Here is a 17,888-nt window from a genome sequence, read left to right on the forward strand (position 1 = left end):
CGGCGGGGCGCGCCGCCCCGGTGAGACGCGTGGGCCGCGCCGCGGGGTCAGTCGCGGGGAACGGGCCGTCCGGCCGTAAGCCGGCCCCCGGAGCCGCGGCCGGGATCTGCGGTTCCGGACGGGCCTGACCAGGTCCGGTACGGCTGAGCGCCTGATCGACCGGCCCCGGCGGCTCGAAGGCGCCGGCCAGGGCCGTCCCCCGGCCGGGTGGCGAGCCGGTCAGGCCGGGAGTGGCCAGGTGCTGGCCGTCCGCGCCCAGGGCCGCGGACGTGCCACTCGTCAGGATCAGCCGCCAGTCCAGGGGCTTGCCGTCGAGCGTCAGGCTGACAGCCGTGGTGGCCGACCCGGCGATGCCGTACTGGACCGCCTGGCCAGGCGCGGTCCGCGTCAGCAGGGCCAGCAGCTTCTCTCCGAAGAGGGCCTCCTCGCGCGCTATCCCGGCCCGCAACGCCGGCGTGGCCAGCCGGCCCAGCGCCCCGCCGAGCAGGCCGGTCAACGCCCCGTTGATGGCTCCGTCCCGTACGGCCAGCAGCAGTTGCTCGCGGTCGATCTCGTCCCGTCGCCCTCCCCGGATCTGGGTGTACTGCGTCAACCACTCCAGTCCGGCGCCGAACGCGGCGAAGAAGGCGATCAGAGTCAGGGTCATCTTGGCGATCTGGAGCGCGCTCATCCTGGCGACCTGCAGATACGACCTGAGCATCCACGGCGCGTTCAGGATCAGCAGCGGCAGCGTCGCCAGCAGCAGGATCACGATGAACGTGATCATGCGTTGGGCGTGCTGGATCGTCACGCCCACCCCGTTGTACGCGACGGCCGTCTCGATGAGCGTCTCGACCAGTGCGGCGCGCCGGCCGCCCACCGTCACCCGTACGCGTGCGGCGAACGCCCGCTGGGCCGCTCCGTCCCACCTGTCACCGACCAGGGCAGCGGCCGGGTCCATCGCGCCGGTGTCGGCCGTCAGCCGATGCGCCGCCGCCACGCAGGCGTCGGCGATCCGGAAGCACCTCTCGGGGTCGCCCTCCGGCCAGGCCATCCCGGTGACCCAGTCGACGTACGGCCGCAGCGCCTCCGGTACGACACATCCGTCAAACCCCATGCGCCGCCGCCCACGCCTGCGGGACCGGATGAGGGACGCCGCTCACGCCTGTGCCGCCCGCCGGTGCCGCCGCACCCGCGAGGAGACGGCCGACCGTGCCATGCCCGTCCCTGGCCGTACCAGGCTCAACCGTACGATCCATCACCTCGGCCGTCTCGCTTCTCGCCGCAGTCAACTGGTTCGGCCATGCGCGGGCCTGCTGAGTCGTGCGCCGGGACGGTCAGGCCGCACCTGCCCCAGGAGGCACACGGGTCACGTCACGATAGCGAGCCACGGGCCCAAGATCGAGCGTTATGCGGGGATCAGCCGATGCCGGGGGCGGTCGCCGCCAACGTCTACGCGAGAGGCGTCCGGGCTGCCGCGGGGACCAGGCCCTCGCGGTGGAGGTGCTCGCGGGCCGCGGCGATGGCCTCCGGGGTGGTGGCGAACACGCGGCCCTCCTCGGCCAGCCGCTGGATCACGCCCAGCGCCCGCAGCGGCCTGTGGTGACCGTCCTTGAGGCCGGAGACGTACACGGTGATGCCGCGATGCCGCAGCCGCGCCACGGCGTCGCCGAGGACGAGCGCGCCGCTCGCGTCGATGGTGGTGACGCGGGACATGCGCAGGATCACCACCGACACGTGGGCCACCTCCGACAGTTCCAGCAGGAAGCGGTGCGCGGCGGCGAAGAACAGCGGCCCGTCCAGCCGGTAGGCGACGATGTGCTCCGCCAGCAGCGCCAGTTCCTGGTCGGTGTGGTCGCCGGGCAGGTCGTCGTGGATCGGCATCGTGTCCAGGCGCACGTGGCGCGCGATCGCCCGCAGCGCCAGCGCGCCCGCCACGAGCAGGCCGAGCACGACGGCCTGGACCAGGTCGAGCACCAGCGTGGCGATCGCGGTGAGCACCAGCACCGCCGCGTCGCCGCGGGTCGAACGGACCATCGCCCTGACGGACCCGACCTCGACCATCCGGACCGCCGTGGCCAGCAGCACCCCCGCCAGCGCGGCCAGCGGGATCCGCGCCACCAGATCGGCGGCCGTGTAGACGATCACGGCGAGGATGCCGGCATGCGCCAGCGCCGCCAGCCGGGAGGAGGCGCCGGAGCGGACGTTCACCGCCGTGCGCGCGATGGCGCCGGTGGCCGGGACGCCGCCGAAGAGCGGCGCGGCCAGGTTGGCCAGGCCCTGCCCGAACAGCTCCCGGTCGGGGTCGTGCTTGTGATTGACGCTCATGCCGTCGGCCACGGCCGCCGACAGCAGGGACTCCAGCCCGGCCAGAGCGGCGACCGCGACCGCCGGGGCGATCAGCGAGGTCAGCGCGGCCGGGTCGAGGAAGCCCAGGGACGGCACGGGCAGCCCGGCGGGCAGCTCGCCGATGCGGGCCACCGGCAGGTCGGCCACCGCGACGGCGACTGTCGCGGCGACCACGGCCAGCAGCGAGAACGGCACCGTCGGCCACCGGCGCGCCCCGAGGAGCATGATCGCGGCGACGGCCAGCGCGATGCCCACCGCCCACCACTGCGGGCGCGAGGCGAAGTCCAGCACGGCCGCCCAGGCCACGACGACGACCTTCTCGCCTTCCGGCGTCGGCACGCCCAGCGCGGCGGGCACCTGCTGGAGGGCGATCACGCAGGCGATGCCGATGGTGAAGCCCTCGACCACGGAGGCGGGCACCAGCGCCATGTACTTGCCGGCCCGCGCCAGCGCCAGCGCGATGAGCAGGACGCCGGCCAGCACGCCGACGGTCAGCACGCCGGAGGCGCCGTGCTGGGCCATGATCGGCACCAGCACCACGGTCATCGCCCCGGTCGGCCCGGACACCTGCAGGCCGGAGCCGCCGAACACGGCCGCGAGCGCGCCGGCGACCACCGCGGTGGCCAGCCCCGCCTCGGCGCCCATGCCCGAGGAGATGCCGAAACCGAGCGCCAGCGGCAGCGCCACGATCGCGACGGTGAGCCCGGCGAGCAGGTCGCGGCGCGGGCGGCGGGTCATCGCGACCAGGTCGGCGCGGACCGGCAGCAGGGAACGCACGCGGGCCCAGCCGGAGGAGAGGTGACGGTTCACCGGGGGTTGGTCTCCGCCCGCAACAGCTCGCTCAGCAGCTCGTGCTGCCCGGTCAGCATCTGGGTCAGCAGCTTACGGGCCGCGCGCAGCAGATCGGCCACGTCGCCGCCGGCCAGGGAGTAGACGACGGTGGAGCCGTCGCGCTGGGCGGTCACCATGCCGGAGCGGCGCAGCACGGCCAGGTGCTGTGAGAGCCCGGTCGGCTCGACCTCGATGGCGGCCAGCAGATCGCGCACCGGCATGGGCCGCTCCTGCAGCAGCTCCAGCACCCGGATCCGCACCGGATGCCCGAGGAGCCGGAACAGCTCGGCCTTGGCCTCGTACAGCGGAACCGCGTTCATGCGGCGGCCCGCATCCCGGCGACGGCTCGGAAAAGCACCCTCACACCCCCATGCTCACTTGACGGGAATGCTATCTCATTAATTACGCACATTCGCAATTAGTGTAGAGCTCACTCCGCCAGCCGGGCCGCGCGGCCGTTGAGGTAGCGCTGCTGGGGCAGGCTCCCGGCGCGGCGGGCCGCCTCCTCGTACGCCACCCGCGCGGCGTCCCGCTCGCCCGCCATCTCCAGCAGATGGGCGCGGACGGCGTGCGTGCGGTGGTCGCCGGCGATGCGGCCGTCGGCGGCGAGCCCGTCGAGCAGGTCCAGCCCCTCTTCCGGGCCCCGAGCCATGGCCACGGCCACGGCGTGGTTGAGCCGGACGACCGGACTGTCGGAGATCCTCAGCAGCACCTCGTACAGCGCCACGATCTGCGGCCAGTCGGTCTCGGCGGCGCTGGGCGCCTCGTCGTGCACGGCGGCGATCGCCGCCTGGAGCTGGTACGGGCCGGTCGGCCCGTGCGGCAGCGCCTCGGAGACGAGCGCGACGCCCTCGGCGATCAGCGCGGCGTCCCACCGGCCGCGGTCCTGCTCGGCCATCGGGACCAGCTCCCCTCCGGGAGAGGTACGGGCCGGGCGGCGGGCGTCGATGAGCAGCATGAGCGCCAGCAGCCCGGTGACCTCCGGATCGCCCGGCACCCACCGGCGCACGAGGCGGGTCAGCCGGATCGCCTCCGCCGACAGCTCGTCACGCCGCAACCGGGGCCCGGACGTGCTCGCGTACCCCTCGTTGAAGACCAGGTAGAGCACGTGCAGCACCGCCCGGAGCCGGCCGGCCCGTTCGGCGTCCGGCGGCAGGCCGAACGGGACGCCGCTGTCCTTGATGCGCTGCTTGGCCCGGGAGATGCGCCTGGTCATGGTCGACTCCGGCACCAGGAACGCCCGGGCGATCTCGGCCGTGCTCAGGCCGCCCACCGCGCGCAGGGTCAGCGCGATCTGCGAGGCGGGCGGCAGCGACGGATGGCAGCACATGAACAGCAGCGCGAGCGTGTCGTCCGCGCTCGGCGGCCGGTCGGCCGGCGGGGCCAGCCACTCCTCGGGCAGCCGCCTGCGGGCCACGGCGTCCTCGCGCCGCTGCCGCGCCTGCTCGGCGCGGAGCAGGTCGGTGAGCCGGCGCGAGGCCACGGTGACGAGCCAGCCGCGCGGGTGGTCCGGCACCCCGTCCTTCGGCCACTTCACGGCGGCGGCCAGCAGGGCCTCCTGAACGGCGTCCTCGGCCGCGTCGAAGTGGCCGTAACGGCGCACGAGCGCGCCGAGGACCTGCGGCGCCAGCTCACGCAGCAGGCCCTCGCCGGCGGGTCCGGTCACTCGATCTCGTCCACGCCGCCGTGGATGGGACGCACGTCCACGTACCACTCGGAGTCGAGCCCGGCGTGCTCGGGGTGCGGGGTGCCGGCCAGCCGGGCGGCGAGCTCCGTCGCGCGGTCGAAGCTGTCGCACTCCACGATCGTGTAGCCGGCCAGGACCTCCTGCGTCTCGGCGTACGGGCCGTCGGTGACGACCGGCACCCCGTTCTCCAGCCGCACGCGGCGGGTGTGGACCGGGGCGTCGAGTCCCTGGGCGTCGACGAACTCTCCGGACTCGACCAGGGCGTCGTTCCACTTCTCCATGAACGCGTGCAGGGCGCCGATCTCCTCCGGAGTCCAGGCGGCCCGGCCTTCGACGGCCTTGCCCGTCAGCACGTCATAGTCCCGCTGCGACCCGTACAGCATGATCATGTATTTCACGGCCTTCTCCTTCTCTCGGGGCTCTCACCGGAGACGTCGGAGCCGCCGCCCGGATCCGGACAGGTTCGCGCGACATCCTTCCCCGAACGTCGGACGGGCACCAGAGCGCCTACGTTGGAGGGCATGCGGGTGCGCGTTCTGGGGCCGGTGGAGGTCGTGGCCGACGGAGAGCGGCTGCCCGTCGGCGGGGCGCGGCTGCGCGCGCTGCTGGCCCGGCTCGCGCTCGACGCCGGGCGGACGGTGACGGCGGGGGCACTGGCCGAGACGCTCTGGCCCGACGGGGCGCCGGGCGACCCGGTCAACGCCCTGCACTCGCTGGTGTCCCGGCTGCGGCGGGCCCTGCCCGGCGGGTGGCTGGTGTCGGCCGACGGCGGCTACCGGCTGGACGTCGAGCCCGACGCGGTGGACGCCCGCCGCTTCGAGCGGCTGGCCGGCGAGGGCCGGCGGGCCCTGGCCCGCGACCGGCCGGAGGCGGCGCTGCGGCTGCTGTCGGAGGCGCTCGCGCTGTGGCGGGGCGACCTGCCGGGCGAGGTGCCTGAGCCGGTGCGGCGGCGGCTGGAGGAGCTGCGGCTGTCGGCCCGCGAGGACCAGGCGCAGGCGGCCCTGGCCGGCGGGCGGACCGAAGGGCTGGTCGCCGAGCTGGAAGCGCTCGCGGCGGCGCACCCGCTGCGGGAACGGCTGCGCGGGCTGCTCATCAGAGCCCTGCACACGCAGGGCAGGCGGGCCGAGGCGCTGGCCGCGTACGAGGACGCGCGCAGGCTGCTGGCCGCCGAACTGGGCGCCGATCCCGGCCCCGAGCTGCGGGAGATCCATCTGGAGCTGCTGCGCGAGGAGACGCGGCCGCGCGCCGGCAACCTCCCGGCGGCGCTCACGTCCCTGGTGGGGCGGGCGGACGACGTGGCGGCGGCGGCCGGGGCGCTGCGGGCCGGGCGGCTGGTGACGCTCACCGGGCCGGGAGGCGTCGGCAAGACCCGCCTGGCGCTCGAGGTCGCCGGTCACGCCCCGGCGGCGTGGCTGGTGGAGCTGTCGCCGCTGGGCGAGGCCGCGCACGGGCGGTCCGGCCCGGTCGCCGGGGTCGCGGCCGCCGTGGCGCGGGTGGCCGGGGTGCGCGAGACGGCGTCAGGCGGAGGAAGGCTGCTCGACCGGGTGGCCGAGTCGCTGGCCGATTCCCTGCTGGTGCTCGACGGCTGCGAACGGGTGGCGGGTGAGGCGGCCCGCGTCGTCACCCACCTGCTGGGCCGCGCTCCGGGCCTGCGCGTGCTCGCCACCGGCAGGGAGCCGCTGGGCGTGCCGGGGGAGACGGTGCTGCAGGTGCCGCCGCTCGCGCCGGACGCGGCCGCGCGGCTGTTCGCCGAGCGGGCGGCGGCCGCCCGCGCCGGGTTCACGGTGCGCGACCCTGACCTGGTCGAGGAGGTGTGCCGCAGGCTCGACGGCCTCCCGCTGGCGATCGAGCTGGCCGCGGCCCGGCTCCGCTCGTTCCCGCTGGAGGAGCTGGTGGCCCGGCTGGACGACCGGTTCGCCCTGCTGTCGGGGGTCAGCCGGGCGGCCGAGCCGAGGCACCGCACGCTGCGCGCGGTCGTCGCCTGGACGTGGGACCTGCTGGAGGAGGACGAACGGCGGCTGGCCCGCAGGCTGGCGGCCTTCCCCGGCGGCATCACCGTGGAGAGCGCCGAGGCGGTCGCCGCCGCCCGCCCGGACCTGCTGGCGGCGCTCGCCGACCGGTCGCTGCTGCGCTTCGACGGCGAGCGTTACCGGATGCTGGAGACGATCAGGGAGTACGGCCTGCGCGAGCTGATCGGGCACGGGGAGCTCACCCGGGTGCGCGCCGCCCACGCCGCCCACTTCTCCGGCCTGGCCGCCCGCGCCGAGCCGGAGCTGCGCGAGGCCGGGCAGCTCCGGTGGATCACCCGGCTGGCCGCCGAGCGCGACAACCTGCTCGCCGCGCTCCGCTTCGCGCACGAGTCGGGCGACGCCCCGGGGGCGCTGCGGCTCTGCGCGGCGCTGGGGATGTTCTGGCTGGTACGGGGCGACCGGGCGGCCATGGAGTCCTGGACCCGCCTGGCCCTCGACACCCCCGGCCGCGCCCCCGCCGGGACCAGGGCCGTGGTGGCCGCCCTCCACCTGCTGGCGGCCACCACGTGGGCGGGCCTGGAGATGGACGCGCGGGCCGCCGCCCGCGTCCGCCGTTCGGTGCCGCAGGAGGCGCCGGAGCATCCGCTCGCCGTCCTGGTCGAGCCGGTTCTGGCCGCCGCGAGCGGCGACGTGGCGGCGGCGCTGACGGCGATCGAGCGGGGGCTCGCCCATCCCGACGCCTGGGTCCGGGCGGCCCTGCGGCTGGTCAGGGCCCTGCTGCGGGGGAACGCCGGCGACGCCGCCGGCATGGGCAACGATCTGGAGGTGGCGGTCGCCGGGTTCCGCGCCACGGGGGAGCGGGCGGGGCTGGCGTGGGCGCTGACGTCGCTGGCCGACGTGCGGACCAACGGCGGCGCGTACGACGAGGCGGTGGCCGCGCTGGAGGAGGCGGTGCGGCTGCTGCGCGAGCTGGACCCGTCCGACGAGGCCGCGTCCCAGCGGGTGTGGCTGGCCGAGGCCCGCGCCCGCGCGGGCGACACCGCGACGGCCCGCGCCGAGCTCGAGACGCTGGCCGCGCTCCCGGGTGCCCCCGCCGGCCTGCAGGTCCACGTCCGCGTCACGCTCGGCGACCTGGCCCGCCGCGACGGCGACTGGGCGGGCGCGCAGGCGCACTACGAGCAGGCCGAAGCGCACCTCCGGCCGCCCGCGGACCCGTTCCTGGCCGTCGCGCTCGCCTGCGCGAAGGCCAGGGTCGCCATGGGACGCGAAGACCCGGTGGAAGCCGGGAGGCTCTTCACCCGGGCCTTCGACGCCGCCGGGGAAGAGCCGTCGCTGGCCGCCATCACCGCCGCCCACCTGGCCCACCTCCTGGCGTCTCAGGGTCGTGAGACGGAGGCGGCGGAGCTGCTCGGCGCCGCCCACACCCTGATCGGCGCCCTCGAAGCCCTCGACCACGACCTCGTACGGCTCGCGCCCGAACTGCGCACCGCCATGGGCGCGCGGCGGTACGAGGCCGCGTACGGGCGAGGCCGCGACGGCTCTGCGGCCGAGGCGCTCACCCTGATCCACGCCCGGCTCGGCGAGACGCTGAGCCGGACCGGTGGGCCCACGCCGGCACCCGGCGACGCTCCGCAGACCGGGTCGCCGTAGGCCCTCGGCGGCGCCTGACGCGCGCCTTCCTGTCAGGCCAGCGGGCCCGGCGCGGCCACCTCCAGGATCGTCATGCCGTACTTGTCGCGCCCGGCGACGAGGCGCATCGCCGCCGCCGCGTCCCGCAGCGGGTACCGGCCGGTGATCGGCGGCTTGACCCGGCCGTCGACGAACATGGCCTCCAGCTCGTCGCGGTTGGCCCGCGCCTGTTCGGGGTGGTGACGCTCGAAGTCGCCGATCTCGTACCCGGTGATGGTCGAGCCCTTGAGCAGCACGAGGTTGAGCGGGACCCGGGGGATCGACCCGGCGGCGAAGCCGACGACCACGAACCTGCCGCCGTAGCCGACGGCCCGCAGGGCGGGCTCGGAGAAGTCGCCGCCGACCAGGTCGAGCACGACGTCGGCGCTGCCGCCGCACACGTCCTTGAGCGTCTGCTTCAGATCGGGCCGGGTGTACTCGACCAGTTCGTCGGCGCCCAGGGCGCGGCAGAACTCCAGCTTCGCGGCGGTGGAGGCGCAGGCGACCACCCGGGCGCCGAGCGCCTTGCCGATGGTGATGGCGGCGCTGCCCACCGCTCCGGAGGCGCCCAGGATCACCAGGTCCTCGCCGGGCCGCAGCCGCGCGGTGGAGACGAGCGCGTCGTAGGCGGTGCGGTAGGTGGCGCCCGTCAGGCACGCCAGATCGGCGCTCAGGCCGGCGGGGGTGGGCCGCAGCTGCCCCTCGCCGGCGAGGGCGCGTTCGGCGAACGCGCCGGGGACCATCCCGTGCACCCGGTCGCCGACGCCGAACCGGGTGACCCCCGGCCCCACCTCGCGGACCACGCCGGCGGCGTTGAACCCGGGCGTGAACGGAACGGGCAGGGCGACCTGGTAGCCGCCTCTGGCGATCAGGGTGTCGACGAACTCCACCGACGCCGCCTGGACCTCCACCAGCACCTGGCCGGGTCCCGGCACCGGGTCGGGGATCTCCTCCACGGTCAGCCCTGTCGTCAGATCGCCGGTGTCATGGCAACGCAGAGCGAGCACGGCCCTCTCCTCCTCGGCCCGATGTCGGCACTGAGCGCCCAAGCTAGCATCGGGCTCACCGGCCTTCCCCGCTGGAGTCGGCAGGTAGGTTGAGCGCATATGCTGAGTCCAGATCGTTACCGGATGGGCCCGGGTTTCGCGTGTGGCGACCCGCGATCCGGGCACTGTCCGTCAACCAGAAGAGGGACGACAGCCGATCGGCGCTGTCTGGAAAGGGTGGCGGTGCCGGAATGATCGCTGCGGATCAACCCGACCCGCCGTTGGTGCTTCTCGTCGAGGACGACGCCGAGGACGCGTTCATCGTGCGGGAACTGCTCGAAGACAGCGGCCTGGCGGTGCGGCTGGAGTGGGCCAGGTCGCTCGACGAGGCGAGGCGGCTGCTGACGCGGCTGCGCGCCCAGTGCGTGCTGCTGGACCTGGGCCTGCCCGACGCGCGCGATCTGTCGGCGCTGGCGGCGATGCGGGAGGCGAGCGGCGACGCCGCGGTCGTGGTGCTGACCGGGCTGGCGGAGGAGCAGGCGGGGCTGGCCGCGGTCACCGCGGGAGCCCAGGACTATCTGGTCAAAGGACGCGTCGAGGCCGAGTGGCTCGGCCGCACGCTCCGCTACGCGATGCAGCGCAAGCAGACCGAGCAGGCAGCGGTGGCGCTGCACGCCGAACGCATCCGCGCCGAGGAGAACGCCCGCCTGGAGCGCGGCCTGCTGCCCACGCCGCTGCTGCAGCAGATGCCGATCGAGGTGGCCACCCGCTATCGCGCCAGCCGCACGTCGGGCACGCTCGGCGGCGACTTCTTCGACGTGGTGGAGGACGACGACAAGGTCGTGCACGCCATGATCGGCGACGTGTGCGGCCACGGCCCCGACGAGGCCGCGCTCGGCGTCTGCCTGCGCATCGCCTGGCGCACGCTCGTGCTCACCGGCGTGACCGGCACGGCGCTGCTCCGCCAGCTGGAGCGGGTCCTGCGGGCCGAACGCGGCGGCGACGAGATCTTCGTGACCCTGTCGACGCTCGCGCTGGAGCCCGACCAGCGCACGGTGCGGGTGTGGCGGGCCGGCCATCCCGGCCTGCTGGTCCACTCCGGTGACGAGGTCACCTGGGCCGAGCCGGGGCAGGGCCCGGCGCTCGGGCTTCCGCTGGAGTCGGACTGGGAGCAGAGTTCGCTGGAGCTGCCCGCGGGCGGCGGGCTGACGCTGTTCACCGACGGGCTGTTCGAGCGCCGCCTGCCCGGCGCGGGCATGCGGATGCTGGGCGAGGAGGGGCTGCTGCGGGTGGCGCGCGAGCACGCCCACCTGTACGGCGAGGACTTCGTGGACGCACTGATCACCGGCACCGAGGCGGCCACCGCCGCCGACGCCTCCGCCGATGACGTCGCGGTGGTTCACCTGCGCTGGAAGGAGACGGCGTGATCGACCGTTCCGTGGCCAACACGGGCTTGCGGAGGCTGACGGTCCATCAGTGGTTCCTGCTGATGCTCGCGGCGATCACCGTGGTGGTCATGATCTTCGGCGTGGTCGGCGCCGTGATGCTGGAGCGCACCACCCATCTCACGGGCGACCTGGTCGACCGCATCTCCCCGGCCCGGATCGAGGCGGCCGAGCTCCAGGGCTCCCTGCTGGACCAGGAGACCGGCGTGCGGGGCTTCCTCCTGACCGGCAACCGGCAACTGCTCGAACCTTACGAGAGCGGCGTCGCCGACGAGCGGCGGCTGTACGAGCGCATCGAGGAGCTCGTCGGTGACCAGCCGAAGCTGCTGGCCCACCTGCACGAGATCCGGCAGGCCGCCGCCGGTTGGCGGCGCGACTACGCCGAGCCGCTCATGGCGGAACGGCAGGCCGACCAGCCGATCACCACGACGCAGATGGAGGTGGGGCAGCCGGAGTTCGACCGCATCCGGGTGCTGCTCGGCACCCTGAACGACAGCCTCGCGCAGACGCGTCAGGAGGCGCGCGACTCGCTCGTGGCGGCGCAGCGGCTGCGCGACTGGATGTTCATCGCGATGGTGGTGATGTTCCTGGTGGCCGGCCTGGCGATGGCCGTGCTGCTGCGCCGTGCCGTGGTCCGGCCGCTGGACGAGCTGCGGATGGCCTCGCGGGAGGTCGCCGAGGGCAACTTCGGCCACCCGATCCCGGCCCACGGCCCGTCCGACATCCGCGAGGTCGCGCTGGACGTCGACGAGATGCGCAGCAAGATCCTGGCCGCGCTGGAGGTGTCCCGCGACCACGAGGCGACGCTCGGGCAGCAGGCGGCCGACCTCGACGCCCAGGCGGTCGAGCTGCGCCGTTCCAACGCCGAGCTGGAGCAGTTCGCGTACGTCGCCTCGCACGACCTCCAGGAGCCGCTGCGCAAGATCGCCACGTTCTGCCAGCTGCTGGAGAAGCGGTACGTGGACGTGCTCGACGACCGGGGCCGTCAGTACATCCACTTCGCCGTCGACGGCGCCACCCGCATGCAGGGCCTGATCAACGACCTGCTGAGCTACTCGCGGGTGGGCCGGCTGTATGACGCGCGCAGGCCCGTCAACCTGCGGCTCAAGCTGGACAAGGCGCTGGACAACCTGGCCGCCGGGCTCGACGAGTCGGGCGCGACGGTCGAGGCGCCGGAGGACCTGCCGCAGATCACCGGCGACCCGATGCTGCTGACCATGCTGTGGCAGAACCTCATCGGCAACGCCGTCAAGTTCCGCCACCCGGATCGGCCGCCGGTCATCCGGATCGGGTGCGAGCAGGAGGAGGAAGGCGAGTGGCGCTTCTGCGTCACCGACAACGGCATCGGCGTGAGCGCCGAGTTCGCCGACAAGATCTTCGTCATCTTCCAGCGTCTCCACAACCGCGAGGCCTACGGCGGCACCGGCATCGGCCTGGCGATGTGCAAGAAAATCGTGGAGAACCACGGCGGCCGCATCTGGCTGGACACCACGTACGAGGGCGAGGGGACCAGGATCTGCTTTACGCTTCGTTCTGACACGCTTTCGTCGGAGGCCCGTTTCGCGGCCGCCACAGCCAGCTCAGAAGGACCCCGCGTATGAGCCCCATCGGCCAGCCCATCGAAGTGCTTCTCGTCGAGGACGACCCCGGCGACGAGCTCATCACGCGGGAGGCGTTCGAGGACAACAAGATCGGCAACAACCTCCACGTCGTCCGCGACGGCCTGGAGGCGCTCGACTTCCTCTACAAGCGGGGCGAGTACGTCGGCAAGCCGCGTCCCGACCTCATCCTGCTGGATCTCAACCTGCCGAAGTACGACGGCCGGCAGGTCCTGGAGAAGATCAAGAGCGATCCGGAGCTGCGCGCCATCCCCGTGGTGGTGCTCACCACGTCCTCCGCCGAGGAGGACATCCTGCGCAGCTACAAGCTGTTCGCGAACGCCTACGTGACCAAACCCGTCGATCTGAGCCAGTTCATGGCCGTGATACGGCAGATCGACGAGTTCTTCGTCACGGTGGTCCGCCTCCCCGGGCGGCATCATTGACGCGCTCGCCGGGCTGAAGCCCGACGATTCCGGCCTGTGCCACTGTCGTTCACGCGGCGGCACTTCCTTGGCTTCCTGCTTCGACGGGCCGTGCCGGGCTCGCGCCCGGCCTTACCGGCCCTCCACAGGCGTTTTGCCTCTCCGCCCGTCCGGCGGCGAGGATATTGAGCGCGGCGTTGATGTCCCGGTCGTGGGCCGCACCGCAGGAGCAGGTCCACTCCCGCACCGACAGGGGCATGTCCTGCCGTACGGCTCCGCATACCGAGCACAGCTTGCTACTCGGGAACCAGCGGCTGACCTTGACGAAGGTCCTGCCGTACAGGCGCGCCTTGTACTCCAGCATGGCCACGAACGACGACCAGCCCGCATCATGCACGCTCTTGGCCAGCCGGGTGCGCGCCAATCCCTTGACCGCCAGGTCCTCCACATACACCGCTTGGTTCTCGCGGATGAGCTGTATGGAGAGCCGGTAGTGGAACTCGCGGCGCGCGTCGGCGACCTTGGCGTGCCGCCGGGCGACCACAAGCCGGGCCTTGGCCCGGTTCTTGGAACCTTTCTCCTTACGGGACAGGGCCTTGTGCGCCCGCTTGAGTTTCTTCTCCGCCCGGCGCAGGAACCGAGGCGAATCGATCTTCCGCCCGTCCGACAGGACAGCGAAGTGTCCAAGACCCAGGTCGATCCCGCTCTCGATCCCGCTTTCCGGCAGGGGTGAGGTGCTGACCTCCACGACGAAAGACGCGAAGAACCGGCCCGCCGCATCCTTGATCACGCTCACGCTGGACGGCTCGGAGGGCAACTCCCGCGACCAGCGCACCGCCACCTCTCCGATCTTCGGCAGGCGCAGCTTTCCGCCCGGCGTGATCGAGAATCGGGCGTTGCGGGTGAACCGGATCGCCTGCCGGCTGTCCTTGCGGGACCGCAACCGGGGAGCGCCCAGCTTCGGGCCTTTGCGTTTGCCCGACAACGAGGCGAAGAAGTTGCGGAACGCCCTCGTGCAGTCGGCCAGCGCCTGCTGGAGCACCACCGCCGACACCTCGCCCAGCCACACCCGGTCGGGGCGCTTCTTCGCCTCGGTGATGACCTGCCGGGACAGGTCGGCGTCGGTGACGAACGGCAGGCCGGCCTCATGCGCGTCGTTACGCAGCCGCAGCGCGTCGTTGAACACGACACGCGCGCAACCGAACGCCTTGGCCAGCTCGATGTGCTGGCCCGGTGTCGGGTCGAGGCGGACGCTGTAACGGAGCTGCACATGATCATCCTCCTATTGGCTTATAGCCGAGTACCGCGATATCAGGACCGGCAGGCACTGCGTTTTCGTCCTGCACGCTCATTTGGTTTTCGTGACCAAGTTCCGCCACCAGGTCTTCAACGGCGAGCACCTGACACGGCTGGAAGAGATCATGAGGGATGTGTGCGCCGACTTCGAGACCGAGCTGCGTGAGTTCAACGGCGAGAACAATCACGTCCACCTGCTGGTGAACTTCCCACCCAAGATCGCCCTGTCCAAGCTCGTCAACTCGTTGAAAGGGGTGTCCTCGCGGCGGATGCGCACCGAGTTCCCCGAACTGGCCCACCACTACTACCGGGCGAACAAGCTGTGGTCGGGCTCCTACTTCGCCGGGTCGGTAGGCGGAGCTCCCATCAGTGTCCTGCGCCAGTACATCGAGCAGCAGAACCGGCCGGTCTGAGCAGGGTGGACGCCGGTCCGCCTGGCGGCGAATCGGCTGTCCTTGCCCCGCTACACGAGACGGTCGGCTTCACCCCCGGCCTGAAGGCCGGAGCACTACCGACGATTCTGGTAGCCGACGACCTCCACGTAGTGCGGGTTGTACATCACCCCGATGATGTTGCCGAACGGGTCGACCACCGACGCCGTCACGAACCCCTCACCCCGCTCCATGATCCCTTGGTGCTCCTTCGCCCCCAGCGCCAGCAGCCGCTCGTAGGCCGCCTGCACGTCGTCGACGTGCCAGTACGCGATCACGCCGCCGAGCTCCGGGCCGTGCGGCCGCCAGGCGGCGTCGATGAGGCCGATCTCGTCCTGATGGTCGCCGACGCGGAACTCGGTGTAGCCGAGCCGGCCGTCGGGTCCGTTCCGGTGGAAGTACGGCTCGACGCCGAGGAGTTCGGTGTACCACCGCTTGGCCGCCTCCAGGTCGTCGGCCCAGTAGCTGATGTTCGCGAGTCCACGCAACATGTGCTGCTCCCTTGTCGTCGGTAGGAACGACACTAGGAGCCGTTGAGGAACATCTCGTTCCGCAATGGTTCACGGAGTGAGCGACGCGCGGGATTCGCTGAGGAACGCCCGTTCCGCCGCGTTCCCGGTGCGGGCGATCGCCTCCTCGTACGCCTGAGCCGCCTCCTCCACCCGGCCCAGCCGTCGGAGCAGGTCGGCGCGTACGGCGTGGAAGAGGTAGTAGGGAGCCAGGTCGAGGGCGTCGACCAGGTCGAGCGCCCGCGCCGGGCCGGACACCTCGGCGACGGCCACGGCGCGGTTGAGCGCCGCCACCGGGCTGGGCGCGACGATCATCAGCAGGTCGTACAGCGCCACCACCTGTGCCCAGTCGGTCGGCGGCTCGCTGTGCACGGCGTTGATCGCCGCCTGGATCTGGTACGGCCCGGGGCGGTCGCGGCGCAGGCAGCGGCGCACCAGCTCCCGGCCCTCCTCGGCCAGGTCGTCGTCCCACAGCCGCCGGTCCTGGTCGGCGAGCCGGACCAGCCGGCCGTCGGGGGTGGTGCGGGCCGGGCGGCGCGACTCCAGCAGCAGCATGAGCGCCAGCAGCCCGAGCGCCTCCGGCTCGTCCGGCATCAGCTCCACCAGCAGCCGTCCCAGCCGGATCGCCTCCGCGCACAGCTCCGCGCGCACCAGCCGCTCGCCGGAGCCGGCCACGTACCCCTCGTTGAAGATCAGATAGATGACGGCCAGCACCGACCGCGTCCTGGCGGGCAGGTCCGCCTCCCGGGGCACCCGGTACGGGATGCGCGCGTCACGGATCTTGCCCTTGGCGCGCACCAGCCGCTGCGCCATGGTCTTCTCCGGCACCAGGAAGGCGCGGGCGATCTGGGCGGTGTCGAGGCCGCCGAGCAGCCGGAGGGTCAGCGCCACCTGGGCGGCCCTGGACAGCGCCGGATGGCAGCAGGTGAAGATCAGGCGTAGCCGGTCGTCGCGCACGGGCCCCTCCTCGATGGGTTCGTCGCGGGCGTGCAGCAGGGCGGCCTGGGCGTGCTTGCCGGCGCGGGCGGCCTCGCGGCGCAGCCGGTCGATGGCGCGGTTGCGCGCGGTGGTGATGATCCAGCCGGCGGGGGAGGGCGGCGGCCCGTCCTCGGGCCACCGCCGGACCGCGACGGCGAACGCGTCCTGGACCGCCTCCTCGGCCACGTCGATGTCGCCGAACACGCGGGTGAGCACGGCCACCGCCCGGCCGTACTCCTCGGTGAAGACGCGCTCGACATCCATCAGATGATCGGGCGCACCTCGATCGGCAGGCCGACGACCTCGGCGAGCCGGCGGCCCCAGTCGAGCGCCGCGTCCAGGTCCGGCGCCTGGACGACGGTGAAACCGCCGAGGTGCTCCTTGCCCTCGGTGTACGGGCCGTCGGTCATGAGGACGTCGCCCTCCTGGGCGCGCAGCACGGTGGCGGTGGACGGCGGGTGCAGGCCGATCCCGAACACCCACGCGCCGGCCGCCCGCATCTCCTCGTTGAGCGTGTCCAGCCTCTTCAGGATGGGGTCGAGGACCTCCGGTGGCGGCGGGTCCCCGTCGGGCTCGTAGATGCTCAGCAGGTACTGCTTCATGGCGTCATCCTCTCTCTCATCTCTCATACGAACGGCCGCCGCCCGGATCGACAGCCTCCCCGTACCTCCCTGATGGCCTGGGCCAGCAGCGCGACCCCCTCGGCGATGGCGCTCTCGCCGAGGACGGCGTAGCCGAAGATGAGGCCGCCGGGCCCGGCGCCGGCGATCCGGTACGGGCCGAGGCCGTGGATGCCGAGCCCGTGCCGGGCGGCGGCCGTCACCACCGCCGCCTCGTCGAGGCCGGGCGGGAGCCAGGCGACCACGTGCTGCCCGGCGGCGACCCCGGCCGGTTCCAGATCGGGCAGGTGGGTGCGCAGGGCGTGCAGCAGCGCGTCGCGGCGCCGGCGGTACACCGGCCGCATCCGGCGCAGGTGGCGGTCGAACTCGCCGCGCGCGAGGAAGTCGGCGAACGCCAGCTGGTCGATGACCGGCGAGCCGCGGTCGGCGAGCATCTTAGCGTCGGCGACGTCGGCGGTCAGGCGGGGCGGCACGACCATCCAGCCGAGGCGCAGCCCGGGCGCGAGCGTCTTGCTGGCCGTGCCGCAGTAGACGACGTGGTCGGGCGCGAGACCCTGCATGGCGCCCACCGGTGACCGGTCGTAGCGGTACTCGGCGTCGTAGTCGTCCTCGATCACGATCGCGCCGCGGCGCTCGGCCCAGGCGATCACCTCGGCCCTCGCCGCGGCCGACAGCACCGCCCCGGTGGGCCACTGGTGCGACGGGGTGAGCACGATCGCGTCGGCGTCGGTCCGATGGAGCGCGCCGACCTGGACGCCGTCCGGGCCCACCGGGACGCCGACCACGTCCAGACCGGCGGCACGGGCCAGCACCCTGGCGTCGTCGTCGGACGACGGGTCCTCCAGGGCGATCCTTCTCGCGCCGCGCCGGACGAGCACCTGGATCAGCAGCGAGATGCCCTGCCCGTAGCCGTTGCAGATCACCATGTGGTCCGGGACGCACGAGGTGCCCCGGACCCGGTTGAGGTAGTCGCACAGGGCCTCGCGCAGTTCCGGGACGCCCCGGCCGTCGAGGTAGGCGAACCGGTCGTTGGGCGTGGTGGTGAGCACGGCCCGGACCGAGCGCAGCCAGGCGGCCCGGGGGAACCGCGACACGTCGGTGCGCCCGTACCCGAAG

Annotated in this window: 16 protein-coding genes; 5 read left to right on the forward strand and 11 right to left on the reverse strand. The window is 73.2% G+C overall.

The features are described from left to right. The 5 genes from OUY22_RS28455 to OUY22_RS28475 all read right to left on the reverse strand — a co-directional run. Positions 1-1,096 (reverse strand): WXG100-like domain-containing protein (locus OUY22_RS28455; protein WP_270158263.1); only part of this gene is annotated, 1,096 nt, incomplete at its 3' end. 335 nt (positions 1,097-1,431) lie between these two features. Continuing rightward, positions 1,432-3,066 (reverse strand): SulP family inorganic anion transporter, encoded by a 1,635-nt coding sequence (locus OUY22_RS28460; protein WP_270158276.1) that lies wholly within the window; start codon positions 3,064-3,066, stop codon positions 1,432-1,434. 68 nt (positions 3,067-3,134) lie between these two features. After that, entirely contained in the window at positions 3,135-3,479 is a 345-nt protein-coding gene (locus tag OUY22_RS28465; protein WP_270158264.1) for an ArsR/SmtB family transcription factor, read from the reverse strand. A 110-nt stretch (positions 3,480-3,589) separates the two neighbouring features. After that, positions 3,590-4,825, reverse strand: a complete 1,236-nt coding sequence (locus OUY22_RS28470) for an RNA polymerase sigma factor (RefSeq protein ID WP_270158265.1) — start codon at positions 4,823-4,825, stop codon at positions 3,590-3,592. Next, positions 4,822-5,235: a YciI family protein gene (locus OUY22_RS28475; RefSeq protein ID WP_270158277.1), complete on the reverse strand. Its 414-nt coding sequence runs from the start codon at positions 5,233-5,235 to the stop codon at positions 4,822-4,824. Before OUY22_RS28475 ends, OUY22_RS28470 begins: the two co-directional genes overlap by 4 nt. Positions 5,236-5,367: 132 nt before the next feature. On the opposite strand from OUY22_RS28475, the gene OUY22_RS28480 reads away from it, so the two are divergent. After that, a complete protein-coding gene (locus tag OUY22_RS28480; RefSeq protein ID WP_270158266.1) occupies positions 5,368-8,466 on the forward strand; it encodes an ATP-binding protein in 3,099 nt (1,032 codons plus the stop codon). 32 nt (positions 8,467-8,498) lie between these two features. On the opposite strand, the gene OUY22_RS28485 is transcribed toward OUY22_RS28480, so the two are convergent. Beyond that, complete coding sequence (locus OUY22_RS28485; RefSeq protein WP_270158267.1) at positions 8,499-9,491, reverse strand: NADPH:quinone oxidoreductase family protein; 993 nt, start codon at positions 9,489-9,491, stop codon at positions 8,499-8,501. Positions 9,492-9,721: 230 nt separating this feature from the next. On the opposite strand from OUY22_RS28485, the gene OUY22_RS28490 reads away from it, so the two are divergent. The 3 genes from OUY22_RS28490 to OUY22_RS28500 are packed head-to-tail and all read left to right on the forward strand — an operon-like array spanning position 9,722 to position 12,959. Continuing rightward, on the forward strand, positions 9,722-10,897 hold the full coding sequence (locus OUY22_RS28490; protein WP_270158268.1) for a PP2C family protein-serine/threonine phosphatase: 1,176 nt from the start codon (positions 9,722-9,724) through the stop codon (positions 10,895-10,897). Next, a complete protein-coding gene (locus tag OUY22_RS28495; protein ID WP_270158269.1) occupies positions 10,894-12,516 on the forward strand; it encodes a sensor histidine kinase in 1,623 nt (540 codons plus the stop codon). The genes OUY22_RS28490 and OUY22_RS28495 overlap by 4 nt, the downstream gene beginning before the upstream one ends. Further along, positions 12,513-12,959, forward strand: coding sequence for a response regulator (locus OUY22_RS28500; RefSeq protein WP_270158270.1), 447 nt, complete (start codon positions 12,513-12,515; stop codon positions 12,957-12,959). Before OUY22_RS28495 ends, OUY22_RS28500 begins: the two co-directional genes overlap by 4 nt. 49 nt (positions 12,960-13,008) lie before the next feature. On the opposite strand, the gene OUY22_RS28505 is transcribed toward OUY22_RS28500, so the two are convergent. Beyond that, positions 13,009-14,208 (reverse strand): RNA-guided endonuclease InsQ/TnpB family protein, encoded by a 1,200-nt coding sequence (locus OUY22_RS28505; RefSeq protein WP_270158271.1) that lies wholly within the window; start codon positions 14,206-14,208, stop codon positions 13,009-13,011. A 22-nt stretch (positions 14,209-14,230) separates the two neighbouring features. Between OUY22_RS28505 and tnpA the strand changes: the two genes are divergently transcribed. Beyond that, positions 14,231-14,647, forward strand: a complete 417-nt coding sequence (tnpA, locus tag OUY22_RS28510; RefSeq protein ID WP_270158278.1) for an IS200/IS605 family transposase — start codon at positions 14,231-14,233, stop codon at positions 14,645-14,647. A gap of 95 nt (positions 14,648-14,742) precedes the next feature. On the opposite strand, the gene OUY22_RS28515 is transcribed toward tnpA, so the two are convergent. From OUY22_RS28515 to OUY22_RS28530, 4 genes are all read right to left on the reverse strand, one after another. Beyond that, positions 14,743-15,156, reverse strand: coding sequence for a VOC family protein (locus tag OUY22_RS28515; RefSeq protein ID WP_270158272.1), 414 nt, complete (start codon positions 15,154-15,156; stop codon positions 14,743-14,745). A 69-nt stretch (positions 15,157-15,225) separates the two neighbouring features. Beyond that, a complete protein-coding gene (locus OUY22_RS28520; protein WP_270158273.1) occupies positions 15,226-16,416 on the reverse strand; it encodes an RNA polymerase sigma factor in 1,191 nt (396 codons plus the stop codon). Next, positions 16,416-16,754, reverse strand: a complete 339-nt coding sequence (locus OUY22_RS28525) for a YciI family protein (protein WP_270158274.1) — start codon at positions 16,752-16,754, stop codon at positions 16,416-16,418. Before OUY22_RS28525 ends, OUY22_RS28520 begins: the two co-directional genes overlap by 1 nt. 23 nt (positions 16,755-16,777) lie before the next feature. Beyond that, the coding region (locus OUY22_RS28530) for an aminotransferase-like domain-containing protein (RefSeq protein WP_270158275.1) at positions 16,778-17,888 on the reverse strand (1,111 nt) is incomplete at its 5' end.

The organism is Nonomuraea corallina, from assembly GCF_027620315.1.
Taxonomy (GTDB): domain Bacteria; phylum Actinomycetota; class Actinomycetes; order Streptosporangiales; family Streptosporangiaceae; genus Nonomuraea; species Nonomuraea corallina.